At 35.4% G+C, this 14,564-nt stretch carries 8 protein-coding genes and 1 tRNA gene; 5 read left to right on the top strand and 4 right to left on the bottom strand.

Annotated features, from left to right (window positions below; all coding sequences use genetic code 11):
• Window positions 1-3,326 (bottom strand): hypothetical protein (locus DNK84_RS03310; protein ID WP_162902186.1); only part of this gene is annotated, 3,326 nt, incomplete at its 3' end.
• Window positions 3,327-3,832: 506 nt separating this feature from the next.
• On the opposite strand from DNK84_RS03310, the gene DNK84_RS03305 reads away from it, so the two are divergent.
• The 3 genes from DNK84_RS03305 to DNK84_RS03295 all read left to right on the top strand — a co-directional run bounded on the left by DNK84_RS03305 (window position 3,833) and on the right by DNK84_RS03295 (window position 10,998).
• On the top strand, window positions 3,833-5,317 hold the full coding sequence (locus DNK84_RS03305) for a response regulator (protein ID WP_119343152.1): 1,485 nt from the start codon (window positions 3,833-3,835) through the stop codon (window positions 5,315-5,317).
• 159 nt (window positions 5,318-5,476) lie between these two features.
• Window positions 5,477-9,832 carry a non-ribosomal peptide synthetase gene (locus DNK84_RS03300; protein ID WP_119343151.1) on the top strand — a complete coding sequence of 1,452 codons (4,356 nt, stop codon included), beginning with the start codon at window positions 5,477-5,479 and terminating at the stop codon, window positions 9,830-9,832.
• Window positions 9,820-10,998, top strand: a complete 1,179-nt coding sequence (locus tag DNK84_RS03295) for a PAS domain-containing sensor histidine kinase (RefSeq protein WP_119343150.1) — start codon at window positions 9,820-9,822, stop codon at window positions 10,996-10,998. Before DNK84_RS03300 ends, DNK84_RS03295 begins: the two co-directional genes overlap by 13 nt.
• Before the next feature lie 105 nt (window positions 10,999-11,103).
• On the opposite strand, the gene uvrD is transcribed toward DNK84_RS03295, so the two are convergent.
• Complete coding sequence (uvrD, locus tag DNK84_RS03290) at window positions 11,104-13,275, bottom strand: DNA helicase II (protein WP_119343149.1); 2,172 nt, start codon at window positions 13,273-13,275, stop codon at window positions 11,104-11,106.
• A 13-nt stretch (window positions 13,276-13,288) separates the two neighbouring features.
• Complete coding sequence (locus tag DNK84_RS03285) at window positions 13,289-13,564, bottom strand: superinfection immunity protein (protein ID WP_119343148.1); 276 nt, start codon at window positions 13,562-13,564, stop codon at window positions 13,289-13,291.
• 120 nt (window positions 13,565-13,684) lie between these two features.
• Between DNK84_RS03285 and DNK84_RS03280 the strand changes: the two genes are divergently transcribed.
• Window positions 13,685-13,761, top strand: a tRNA-Arg gene (locus DNK84_RS03280).
• A 200-nt stretch (window positions 13,762-13,961) separates the two neighbouring features.
• Here DNK84_RS03280 and DNK84_RS14890 read toward each other — a convergent pair.
• Entirely contained in the window at window positions 13,962-14,132 is a 171-nt protein-coding gene (locus tag DNK84_RS14890; RefSeq protein ID WP_119343147.1) for a type II toxin-antitoxin system YafQ family toxin, read from the bottom strand.
• Window positions 14,133-14,203: 71 nt separating this feature from the next.
• Between DNK84_RS14890 and DNK84_RS03270 the strand changes: the two genes are divergently transcribed.
• The coding region (locus tag DNK84_RS03270; RefSeq protein WP_119343146.1) for an ISAs1 family transposase at window positions 14,204-14,564 on the top strand (361 nt) is incomplete at its 3' end.

Here is a 14,564-nt window from a genome sequence, read left to right as displayed (position 1 = left end):
GCCTTAATAATCACATCTCCAGTAAACACCTCTCCTTGCGAAAGACTTAAGTCAAATTTTAAAGTCGCTGATTGCCCTGGCGTTAAAGTTGCACCTTGCTTATCGCCCTGCGCATCAATAGTAAATAAGTATTGATTTGCTCCAATCGCCAAGCTTGGATCAAAACTAATATTTTCACCATTAACAATAACATCTTGCACTTTATAGGTATACGCATCTAACAACGGATCATTAGTAACAAGTGCTTCATAAGTAAGTGTCTTATCTGGTAACACTTGATCAGGTAAGGATGATTGAGTGTCTATCACCAGACCAGGAGAAATATCATCAACCCTAAAACTAAATAAAGATTCCGCTTCCAAATTCGATAAATTCGTCGATTGACTAGAAACATAGTAGGTCGTATTAGGCGTCCATGAATCACTCGCATGAAGCTCAATACCTAAAGTTGCCTGTTGCGACGGCTTTATCATACTCACAATCGATCCCCCTTGACTAGGATCACTTAAAGAAATCAAACTTGAATCAATCACATTGCCATTTTCATCAGCAATAATGAAAGAATCAGAAAGAGAAATACCAAATAAATCCCTCCTACCATCGTTTCTAAGTATAACTGGCGTTTCTGAAGTCCCTTCAGTAGGAATATCTGCAACAATATTGCTACTCACTACTGTTAGATTGCTGTTTGGAATTGAAAGCTTGATCTCATAGCGATAACTTTGTTTATCATTCGTCTCAGTTAAGGTTAGATTACCTGAATAAACCCCAGGCAAAAGCGTACTATCCGCTGGTAAGCTTAAGGTGATCGCTGCACTGCCATTGGCTAAAATCCCTTTATCTTTTATTGAAGCAATCTGTTGTTGTAAAGCTTGTTGCACATCCTGATCAGCAAAATTAATCTCAATATCAAGGTCTTCGTTAGTATTATTATTAAGGCTAAAACTCGTTTGATTATCCGAATTTAAACTTATCGTACCTGTTGGTATGCCTTCAACAATATTGCTATTGGCAACCAAAGGTGGGTAAAAATCCTGTGCCGTCTGACTGCTGAGTCTGACAGCCTGTTTTTGCGAGAAATTATTGTTAATCTTATCCTCATTGGCTTTAAGCGCTGCAAGATTATCCGGGCTTATATCCAGGTAAAAAACCACATTTTTGGTGTCTTGTGGCAATAAAATATCATCAATAGTCACAATGCCCGTCTGGTTATCGTAGCTTATTGAACTATCTTGTTGAGTCAGGCTGCTTAATACTAATGCCTGCCTTAATTGCGCACTTAAACCAGACAGATCTATTTTTAATCCAGTCATTGCCGTGCTGGTGTTATTTTTCACAGTAAAAGTAACATCACTCCCTAAGCCAAAAACAACAGCACTATTAACATTAATCCCGTTAATAGGAAGCTCATTTTCGTTAACCCCTTCTGTTTGGATAACTGGCGTATCCACTTCTACTGTTGTTTCACCTTGTTTAACATCAATGCTGATCTTGCCGGTGATCGACTCCCCTGCTGCTGGGGTAACTGCGCATTGATAAGTATATGTCATGCCATCTTTAAGCAGATTATCCACAGGCAGCGTCTCACCTACCCACTGACATTGTGATGCATCAATACCTGCTGGATGTTCAATCGTTTGTACCTCAAGATCTCCTGTAACTGGCGTGATGCTAACTTCATAATTCACACTTTCATTCGCTTTTATTTTATTGGGAAAAGCTTTAGGCGCAACGATGGCAACATCACTGCTATTCTCAAGTACTTGAATCTTAGCAAGGCTGATATCTGCTAAGATATTTTTGCCATCCCCTATCGTCTTAATATCTGCAATCTTATTCATTCCAGTCGGAGCCACCAAGGTTATTGTGCAACTGTCTCCTGGTTTAAGATCCTTATTTTGACAGGTTTGAGAAACATTGCTCGCTAAACTTAACCCATCCAGGTTAAAAGCCGTCAATAAATCCGCAGGTAGTTGTGCATCAAATTTCCCTGAATTGTGGATCTGCAATTCAACAACGCTAATTGGATTAGCCAGATCAGAAGAACCAACAAGAATCAGATTGTTTTGTTGATTCGTAAGCGTTGTCATTGCATTTAGCGAGATATCAAAGCTATCTGAGAATAATTGACCATTGCCTCCTGTAAACGTTAAAGAAACCTTGCCTGTGTTCCCGATAGCTTGTGGATTTGCTTTAGCAGCGATAACTAAAGCCTCCCCAGGTTTTAAAAGCTGGCCTTGCGCTAGATTGCTACTTATGCTCACCCCTTCTGGAAGCTTATCTGTTAAACTACTTAACACCAATGAGCCAAGAGAATTACTAGGCAGATTTAATTGAATCATATCTTGCATCTGAGTCTGGTCTAGAAAGAGCTTACTTTTATTTTGTACATAATCATATGGCAATGTGTTTACAATAATTGCAGGATATACTTGTTGGCGATTTGTTGCCCCAATACTTATCACTGGGTTATTACTACTGTTATTGATGAGAGTTGTTTGAAGATATGGATCATCTTTAAATTTTTGCGCAAGTGTATCTTTTAGTATATAGCTAAAGCTTGTTGTCTTGTTTGGTTCAATCCCCAGGAATATCCACCGTTGCAATTTCGCATCATAATAACCATCGCTGCTAGTAAGTTCATAAGCCATGGTGTCTTCTAAGAGGTTGTTAATACCTGATAGATCAACGTATATGGTATTTAAGGCTTGATTAGAGTTATTATTAAGCTCTAGGGTAAATTGTCCATTAGGACGAATACTAAAGTTAGAATTAAGCCCAGCCGGTAAGCTTTGTTGAATAGCAGAATCATCAAATACGGTATCTATTTTCAAGAGACTCTGGATTGAGGCACCACCTGACTCTGCCGTAAAAATTAAATCCCCATAAATTGAGCCAGTTTTAGCTTTGTCTATAGTTGAATAACGGATGGTTTGATTACAGGTTTCCCCACATGCTAAGGTGGCACCCTCGACTCCGTTCCAGCAAGCTTCTCCCGGACCTACTTCTTGAGCATAGTCAAGAATGCTTGAGGTTAACGAAATGTTATTTTTTGCTATACTACTTTCATCAACACCTGTGATAGTAACTGGTGCACATGTTGAAACAGCGGCAAAAACACCTAAAATGCTACTAGGGGCGTCTGCGTTTAAAACTTGAACAGACAGATGGACCTGATCCACTTTAGAAGCACTACTGGGTGCATGAATGACCGTACTTAATTGTAGGGAACCAGGGGCAACAGGTTCTTCAGTTGAGCTACTTTTACTGCTACATCCTGATAGAAGAGCCAAGCTAAGTAATAACCAATATATTGATTGATGCATAAACATACTCCTGTGATATAAAAACACTCATAATCATCGAAAGATAGATCAATTTATGAACATTATTCTGGTGGATGTACTATATAACACCCAGGTTCTATTTTTTTATTGAAATTGTAAGAAAATTGTAAATAATGGATCTTGAACTAAAGCTCTTTTAGAGACTTAATCGAAGTAATCTATAATATTTTTCATAAATCAGACTATAGCAAAGACACAAAATAAGTCCGAAAAATGTTAAACTGCAGTCTGGGTCAATAGAGCTATTCTATCGCTTTCATAGCTTGGTTAAGTACATTCCAAATTTATCTATACCCATCATAAGTCATTTTGCGGTGTTAAGTTGTCAAGCAGTTTATGATGGGTATAGATTAGAACACGCACAAGTCGTAAACAGCTATAAAACGTTTTGTTACATTTGGCTACATAAAGTTGATACTATTTTGCGGTAATGTCATACAAAATTTAAGTTAGCAAAATTATAGCAAGGGAGATGTAAAGCTTTTATGGGTGCATGTGATGAAGATGAAGTTTTAATACCATTAAGTGGTATGGAGGGTGTAGCGTATCTGCTAAATGATTTTGGGCAAATTGTCGATTGCAATGAAAAATTTTTAGAACTGTTAAATGATAGTAAAAAAAACATCTTGCTAAAGCGTTTTATTGACATTGATATTGAAAGTGGCCGCTTAATAGATAGAGTCCATGACCTCATGCTTGGATTGGTAAAAAACCCAACGCAGCATGATATTGAAACTATAGAAGGAGGCCGCTCTTATGTCAAAGTAATCGAGTTTTTGAAACTTGATGATGAGGTTGACCTTTTATTTGAGTCAAGCAAAAGGCTAATAAGAGGTAAAGATGGTAAAGTACTAGGCTTGCTTAATATATCAAAAGATATTGGTGAAGGAAAAGAATGTGAAATTGAAGTAGATACAGTGACGTGGGTCTTGCATGAGTGCAAGCAGTTGCTAGAAGTTTTGATGGGAAAATTGCTATCCTACTTCTATTTGCCAGGTGAGAGAAACAAAGAGTTGATGAAAGACCTGGTTCCTACCAAGCTAGTAAAAGATATTAGCAATGATTTTAACGCTGTTTTCTCAAAAGTCGCACAATTAGCACAAGTCATGACACCTTCTTATGAAAATAACTACAAAAGTTTTGAGTATAAGCTGCTAATTGTATCTGATGAAGGAACTAATCTCCCTTTTTTTACTGAGGTGGTCAAAAGTGAGTGTTTTTGTGTTTATATAAGCACGATTCAAGAAGTTAAAAAGGACGTTGTTTTACAAATGAAGCTAATAAAGGGGTTTTTTCAATTTGTTGTTTTTGATACAACAAATTTAATTAATTTAGGTGATAGTTTGCCAGAACTTCCTTTTCAAACATTGGCTTTGGTTTTGACATGTAAAAAAGATATTAAAGATGAAAATGATTTTTTAGGTAACGACAATGTATATTGTCTGGATAGTGAGGTGATGCATAAGCCCAGAGCAAACAATAATGTAACAACAGTAGCACAGTTGTTTGCCTGTTGGGATCATTTCAGGATGAACCTGATTCGCAAACGGGTTAAACAACGTGGTGTGCTTAAGGTGTTGTTCGTTGAAGATCATTTCAAGTCACAAGAAGCCATCTGTGATTTAATCAGTTCATTTTATGCAACTAAATCTTCTTTTGAAGTTCAAATTATTACTGCTGTAGAAGGGAGTGAATCTTTACACTATGCAATTAACATTGAATTTGATGTAGTTTTGCTTGATTTGGGTTTGCCAGATATTACAGGATATGATGTTGCTTTAAGAATAAGAGCCATACAGGATAGATTCCATTGGCTATTCTCACCTATTATCGTTAATACAGGGCATGATTTTGAAGCGGCATCTTCATCAGGTTATATACAGCGCTATGGATTTGATGAAATTTATTTGAAGCCCAGTATTGTACCAAAGTTAAAATCCATACTAGATAGATATTTACCCAGTGTTTAAGTGAATTCTTTAGTGTGTACATAAAAATTGGTTGACGTTAAGAACTAAAGCAAAACTGCTGTAATTAGAAGAGTTTACAAACCGTATTTTAATTTTTTTGCCAGTGTACAGAGGTTAATTCATTGCAGATGTAATTGAGATATAATAGGAGGTATTTTTATGTGTATTTACCCATTAACAAAGCAGCAGGAAGAGCTATGGTATGCATACAAACTCAACCCTTTCGCTAACAACTACAACATTTGTATGACATACGAAGCTCAGGGTAATCTAGATCAACAAAAAATTGAATCAATATATCAAGCTGTAGGTAATTATTTTGATGCTTTTAAGACAAAGTTTATACTGAGTGATGGTCAGATAAAACAGGTTATTTTAGAACGTTTTAAGGGAGATGTTACTTACAAAGTATTATACGGTTATACAAAAGACCAAGTCTTGGCAACACTTGAAGAGATGAGAGCCATCCCATTTAATCTTGAAAGAGACTGTTTATTCAGGGGGGAGGTGCTTAAAACAGGTAATCAGCAATATTATTTTCAATTTGTCTGGCATCATATTATTTCTGATGGATTGACGACCACACTATTTAGTCAAATCTTTGAGAAGCTTTATAATGAAGGAATAGGCAAACTCCAACAGTTTAAATCGTATTCATTAGCAGATTATCTGCATTATGAAAAAGAAACTATTGCCAAGGAAAAAAACGAAACGGTGGCGTATTGGAATAAGCACCTTGAAGGCTGTCAACAAAATGATCTTGCTAAATATGATCACAATGGCACAACTCAAGTGAAACGCACACGTATTGATATCAACCCTAAAGCTTTAAATCAATTTCTTAAAAAACGTAAAACAACACCATTTATTTTTTTTAATGCATTAATTGCCACCTTTATTTTTAGATGTTTTCATTTAACCGATATTATATTGTCATACCCGAAAAACATACGCCCAAGTGAATTTAGTAAAATCGTTGGTTATTTTGTTAGTATGTTTCCACTACGAGTTCAATTATTAGAGGGTATGACTTTTAATGGATTGCTTTACGATATAAAAGAACAATATAAAAAAAACAAACATTATCAAATGATCGCTTTTGAGGAAATTAAAAAAGTCCTAAACTTTGATTTTTATCCTAATATTTCTGTTGTCGAAACTTGTATTGTTTCTGATACCTTAAAGCTTAATGGTTTAATGATTAAGAACTTAGATATGTTTTATGCTTCACATATCAACAAATTATATTGTGCTTACGACGTTAAATATAAGGTGTGTGAAATTTGGTATAATACAGATTACATTCCTGATAGTTTTATTGCGTACTTTAAATTATTAATGAATGAGGTTGTTATAAATCCCAATAAACAATTGCAAGATTATAATTTAATGTTACCTCATCAAAAGGAAAAAATCTTATATGATTGGAATCAAACAGATAAACCGTACCCACAAGATAAAAGCATTGCTCAGTTGTTTGAAGAACAAGTGACCAAAACACCTGATAATATCGCTGTTGTATCTGAAGAGCAACAACTGACTTATACCCAGCTAAATGCGAAAGCCAACCAGTTGGCTAGATATTTAAGATCAAGTGTTACTATTAAGCCGGATACGTTAATAGCTTTATGTTTAGATAAAAGCGTAGAAATGATTGTTGGTATTTTAGGTATTTTAAAGTCAGGTGGGGCTTATGTGCCAATTGACTCAAACTATCCTGATGAGCGTATTCATTATATACTAAATGATACGAAAGCGATTTGTTTGTTAACGCAATCTGATTGTGTTTCACAGCTGAAAAAACTTTCATCAACAACCATTATAGTACTTGATAATAAATGTTATGAGGATGTGTCTACCGATAACTTAACCTCACAAAACAGTGCTAATAATTTAGCTTACGTTATTTATACTTCAGGTACAACAGGCAAACCCAAAGGAGTAATGCAAACACATAGTAATGTTATTCGGCTTTTTAAAGCTACTGAAAATCAATTTTGTTTTGATCAGTTAGATATTTGGTTATTATATCATGATTATTGTTTTGATTTTAGCGTTTGGGAAATATGGGGAGCATTGTTTTATGGAGGAAAATTAGTTATTCCATTAAAAGGCCAAACTACAGATATGCAGAAGCTGTATCAGTTATGCGTCAAATATAGAATTACTATACTTAATCAAACTCCTTTAGTCTTTTATCATTTTTTAAAAATGTTAAGTGAGCGAATAGGCAGGCATCAAAAGTTAGACTTACGCTATATTATATTCGGGGGAGATAAATTAAATTTTCATAAACTGGATTCATGGCCTGATGTAGCGCATAAATATAAATTAAACACCAATCTCGTTAATATGTATGGAATTACAGAAACCACTGTGCACGCTACATTAAAAAATATTGACCTACTTGCCTGCAATCAACATATATCAAACATTGGTAAAACGCTTCCTGATATGAAAGCTTATGTTTTGGATCAAAAAGACCTTCTTGTTCCAGTTCCCGTAGGCGTTATTGGAGAACTATACATTGGCGGAGCAGGGCTAGCGCATGGTTATTTAAACAACCAAAAACTGACAGATGAAAAATTTATTACCAATCCTTTTGTTACAGAAAAAGACAAAAAAAATGGTTATAATCGAATTTATAAAACAGGTGACCTGGTTAGGTGGCTACCTGATGGTGAACTGGAGTATATCGGACGAAAAGATGCTCAAGTCAAAATTCGTGGATTTAGGATTGAATTATCTGAAATTGAGAATACTTTAGCTCATATTGAAGGCGTTGAGCAAGCTCTTGTGATTAACCGATGCATTAATGATGAGCAATGTCTTTTAGCCTATTATAGCGCTAACTACCCAATCACATCAGAGTGCATTTTGGACAAACTTGCTCAAAAGCTGCCACACTACATGGTGCCAAGTGCTGTTCTACAAATTGATAAAATTCCCTTAACCACTAATGGTAAGATCGATATTCGTGCTTTGCCTGAGATTTCTTTGCAAAGTCGCAAAACCTATATTGCACCAAGGAGTGAACAAGAAAGAATTATTTGCCAAGCGTTTTCTAATATTTTGCCATTTGTCAGGAAAGTCGGCATTAACGATGATTTTTTTTCCTTAGGTGGTAATTCAATTAAAGCCATTCAATTAGCCATTATATTGCAAGCAAACTTTGATATTTCAGTGACTGAGATATTTGATTTACGCACACCACAAGAACTTGCAAAAAATAGGGATATTACGCATGATTTATTAATTTATAAGTTGCAGAAAATTAAACATCATTACCATAAGAATAGTTATAAATCATTAGATAAAGCATCTTTAATAAAAAAAGAGAACTATTTAGCAGAAGTTGCCAATATACCCAAGCAAAATTATACTACAAAACCAATAAAAAATATTTTACTTACAGGCGCTACGGGCTTTTTAGGTTGTAACTTATTAAATCAATTACTCACGCTAACACCTTACCGTGTGTACCTTTGCATAAGAGCCAAAAATCAAATTCATGCAATGAAAAGGATGGAACGTAAGTACCAATTTTATTTTAACCATTCATTAGAAGATGGCTTTAGCGACCGTATTGTTTATATTCCTTGTGATTTAGAAAAGGATCAAATGGACCTATCAGGGCCTGAATATAATAGCCTGGTAAAAAAAATAGATAGTATTATTCATTGCGCAGCTTTAGCAAAGCACTACGGTATTGAACAGGTTTTTTATGCAGCTAATGTTAAGTCCACTATTAACTTGCTCAATTTTTGCTCATTGACAAGGTTTAAAGATTTTCACTATATCTCCACTTATTCAGTGATGCCTGGGGTAACACAAAATCACAATGAAACAGTGTTTACAGAAGATGATCAACTGGATGCTAATGGGCAATGGGATTCACCTTATAATAAAACGAAGCATCTTGGAGAGCTGAAAACCATTGAATGGCGAAAAAAAGGTATCAACAGCAATATTTATCGAGTTGGTAATTTGGCTTTTATGCAACGCAATGGTCAGGTGCAAGAAGATGTAAAAGATAACTCATTTGCCAATTATGTCCAATTTATTGCCAAATTAGGTTGTATTTCTGAAATTATAGATAAAGTAGAAATCTCCCCGGTAGATACAACAGCAAAAGCAATAGTTAAATTGTTTGATAAAATAGAATTAAGTAACAATACTTATCATGTATTTAACTCACAGTCCTTTTTTTTATCTGAATTATTTCAGCTCATTGGCAAAAATATTAGAAATATCAGTTTTGATCAATTTATCGATCGCATAATTAAGAATCTCCAAAATGATAGCAATAGTAATCTAATTGGAAGATTTTTGTTGCGTATGGGATGGCAACAAGATAAGGATAATTTTATGCGTAAATTCGAGCTTTTAATACTTCAAAAAAAGACTGAAAAAATTTTATATCATCTGGGATTTAAATGGGACAGTGACAATAATTTTGCTTTAAAAAATTATTTCTTAAATGTAATAGGGAGAGAACAAAAATGCATTATATAAAAACACTAGAGGATCTTATCCCAACAGTAAAACATTTAGAGCCAGTAATTCCTGGAAATTTTTATTGCCTTAATTTGCTACATCAAGTTGTATATGTCAATCAATCTACTGTAAAAGCAACTGGTGCAAGATCTAAGGAAACCTTAGAAGGGATGAGTTTATTTGACCTTTATCCAAATGACATTGCAAAAAATATGATTAATAATCAAAAAAAAGTTATTCAAACGAAGAACATATTGATTGTCGAAGAGTGTATTAAAGACATTACAACAGGGGAAAACAGATTTTTTGATGTCACTATTTCACCGATATTTAATGACGAAGGTGAACTAATTGGTACTTCTGGCATTTCGATTGAAATTACTAAACGCAAAGAGCTAGAAATTAAAACCAAACAGCAAAAAAAGGAATTAGAGCTAAAAGAACAAGATAAAAAAGAGTTTGTTAGAAGTTTTTTGCATGATTTTAATGTGCCAGCCCAAGTAATGTTGGCAAATACGCATCAATTAAAAACGACAGTTCTATCTCAAGATAGCGAAAAGTTAGCTGCTTATGCTCAAGGAATTGAAGAAGTCTGTTTAGGACTCATATCCATGTTAAATCAACTAAAAGATGTATTGCTAAATGATAGATTTCAGGAAAAGGCTTATTATAGTAACTTTAGCTTTTATCAGCTATTAGAGCATGAAATAGATCTGGCAAAATCGCTTGTGAAATTTACTGATGGTTTGATATTAAGTGATCAACTAAACAAAAATTTGCCCAATATGGTTAGTAGTGATTTTGTAAAGGTAACACAAATTGTACGCAACTTACTTTCTAATGCAATTAAGTTTACTAAAAAAGGTATTATTAACATTTATGTAACATTAATGAATATTGATGATTTTGGTTATCAGGTAAGAGTTATAATCGCTGACACAGGCATTGGCATTGACCAGGGAGATTTTGAGAGAATATTTGAATTTGGAACCCAGCTACACTCATCATATAAAACGAATTTTCATGGTACTGGAATGGGGCTTCATATTGTCAAAGCTAATATAGATGCATTAGGTGGGAAAATATCAGTAGAAAGTAAAATCTATCATGGAACAAGGTTTATCGTCGATATTCCGCTTAGGTATCCTGAAGATATTGATAAAAGCACACCACCCCCATATTAAAAAGCACACCACCCCCATATTAAAGAGAAAACTTAACAGTTTTTAGCAGTTGCTAAGGGTCGAGAGGCACAAAAAGTTGCATTGTATGATTGCCCATAAATCATTTCATAATTTTGATAATTTTGCCATCTTGGCCAATAAAACTTTTTTCCCACCACCGGCTTTAAAGTCAATATGATAGCATTTATCATCACCTTGACCTTCAGCTTTTAAAAACACCCCAATCCCAAATTTTGGATGATTGACAAACTCGCCTACTTTAAATGGATTATCTTCTTTTTGTTGTTTGATAAATTCAAAAGGTGAAACACCAAAACCAAGCGGTTTTTTATTGGCTGTATGGCTTCTGATCTCTTTGATATAGGCGCTAGGAATCTCATGTAAAAAGCGCGATTTAATTTGGTAGTTAACATCACCATATTGGTGGCGCACCTTGCTAAAGCTTAACGTTAACTGCTTCATCGCTCTTGTAATACCCACATAACAAAGTCGTCTTTCCTCTGAAAGCCTGTCTTCAGCCTCAATTGACCGTGATGAAGGAAACAGGCCATCTTCTAATCCTGTCATAAAAACATAAGGAAACTCTAAACCTTTTGCGGTATGCAATGTCATCATTTGCACACAGTCAGTATTTTCATCAGCCTGCATCTCACCTGATTCCAAAACCGCAAAAGATAAAAACTCAACCAATAATTCGTCTGCACTGTCAACAGCTTCCATAGGTGGTATAAACTCAACTGCAGCGTTGACAAGCTCCTTTAAGTTATCCAGTTTTTGCTTGGATTTTTCTGAGTTGGTTGATTGATACATTATCAAGAGCCCAGATTGATCGATGACATAACGTGTCAACTGACCTAAATCCATCACTTCCTGCATCGATGCCATCTCATCAATCAAATCCATAAATGATTGTAATGGCTTAGCTGCACGTGAGCTCAACACTTTATTTTCGATCATCTCACAAGCTGACTGCCATAACGATAGATCGTGATCTAAAGCATATTGACGAATAGTATCCACAGTTTTTGCACCGATACCACGTGCGGGCACATTTACAATACGTTCAAAAGCAAGGTTATCACCACGCAATGCAATCAAGCGCAGATAAGCCAGCGCATCTTTGATCTCCGCACGCTCAAAAAAGCGTAAACCACCATAAATTCGATAAGCAAGACCTTGTTGCAATAAGGCTTCTTCAATCACACGCGATTGCGCATTGGATCGATATAAAATGGCAATATCTTTTAAGTTAGCCTTACTTTCCTGGTGAAGTGCCTGGATTCGACCAACAATATAGGCGGCTTCATCTCGCTCATTAAAAGCTTCATAAAGCGCAATTTTTTCACCTATTGGCGCTTGAGACCATAAGGTTTTTCCCATGCGTCCCATGTTATTTGCAATCAAGGCATTTGCTGCATCTAAAATCGTTTGTGTTGAGCGATAATTTTGCTCTAATCGTACGGTTTCTACATCGGCAAAATCATCCACAAAATGCTGAATATTCTCCACCTTAGCACCACGCCAGCCATAGATTGATTGATCATCATCACCTACGGCCATGATTGTATTATCACCCGTTTTTAAGCATTGCAACCACTTATATTGAATTGTATTGGTATCTTGAAACTCATCAACCAGGATGTATTGAAAACGTCGCTGATAATAGCTTCTAACCACCTCATTATGCTGTAACAACTCATACGCATATAAAAGCAAATCAGCAAAATCCAAAGCATTATCCGCCTTTAATCTCACCTCATAGGCTTGATAAATTTTCAAAATCTCACTGTCAACTTCATGTTTGTTGATATCAACACTTCGAATACCTTCATCCTTTTTACCATTGATAAAGCCTTGAATGAATCGCGGTGGATAAAATTTCTCATCTATATTTAACTGTTGTAAGACTTTTTTAATCAACTGTAACTGATCATCCTGGTCTAATACTTTAAAATGCCGATCAAACCCAAGCTCTGAAGCATGTTGCCTTAAAAGCCGATGCGCAATCCCGTGAAAAGTACCAATCCACATTCCATGCGTTGAAAAGCCGAGCAAGGCTTCAATCCGCGCTCGCATTTCTCTGGCGGCTTTATTGGTAAAGGTTACTGCCAGTATATTAAGCGGTGAAACTTGTTTTTTCTGACATAAATAGGCGATACGATACGTTAAAACACGAGTCTTACCACTGCCAGCACCTGCTAAAATAAGCGCATTTTTATCGTCTAAGACAACCGCTTGTCGTTGTTCTTTGTTTAATTTTTCAAGATCTAAAGTCATGTTTTTATGTAATTTATGATTGAGATGGCTGAATAATCACGACAGGTGGTGTATAAACAACCGCAATAATTAAACAAACAAGCCATACGATTAAAGTAAACCCAAATAGTAAATTGATAATAAAAATCAAAATACTGTGTGGATGACGTTTTTTAAAAGCAATGTAGCTTGGTAAAAAATAAATCAGCAAAATGATTAACGCCGCAACCAGCAACAATGAAAATGGTAAAAACCATAAAATACCAGCAACGATAATAACCAATAATAATAAATTCAATAAGATAGACATCTATCTTTGCCTACATCACATACTTTTTCACCATAATAACAAAGTTATTTCAATGACCACTAGCTTTTCTTTTGTTTTTTTGGTATGTTTTGTCGCGGATTCTTTTGTTAATCCACTTTTGCACCCGTAGCTCAGCTGGATAGAGCGTTGGCCTCCGGAGCCAAAGGTCGGACGTTCAAATCGTCTCGGGTGCGCCAGCTGTAAAGCCTTTCATACAGAGCTCTAAGACGAAATCAAGAAAATTCAATAATTCAAACAAAAGCAACCTGTGGTAACACTGTGGTAACAAAAAAATTACGCCTTAATGTCCTTAAGCGTCAACTATGTACTTGAAGGCGAAACATTTCAATGCAGACTTTTCGAAATGGTTTATTGCTGCGCTTGACTATCAACCAAGCTACTTACCAAATAACTTAGCATGTGAGCCAATATCAACAAGCCTCAAAGTATCGTCTTCAATAATAAAATATAATAAGAGATCATCTGGCTTTATATGACATTCACGCACACCCTTAAAGTTGCCCTTTAGCTCATGATCACCAGGGTAAACGCATCTAAATTCTAGTATTTATCTGGCCTACTGCTGGAATATAGTGCATCTTATCAGTTATAGCAAACTAAGTATCAATTTGAATTATTATGGATAGTATTTTCGTTGAATGTTTTAAGGAATTAAAAGACCCTCGTGTTGATAGGACAAAGAAGCATTTGCTACTGGATATTATTGCGATTGCTATTTGTGCAGTAATTTGTGGTGCAGAAGGCTGGGAAGAAATTGAAGACTTTGGAAAAGCGCGTCAAGATTGGTTTTCTAATTTTCTAGAGCTGCCTAATGGAATTCCCTCGCACGATACATTTTCTCGTGTTTTTGGTGTGTTAAAGCCATTGAAATTTCAAGAGTCCTGCATGAAATGGTTTAGAAAGGTACAAGCACTATTACCTGAAACGGTTATTGCAATCGATGGTAAAACACTCAGAGGTTCTGCACGTAACAACCAGG

Origin of the sequence: Facilibium subflavum (genome assembly GCF_003574485.1) — a bacterium.
Taxonomy (GTDB): Bacteria; Pseudomonadota; Gammaproteobacteria; order Francisellales; family Francisellaceae; genus Facilibium; species Facilibium subflavum.
The sequence above is the reverse complement of the archived record's forward strand: the minus strand, read 5'-3'. Positions and strand labels throughout refer to the sequence as shown.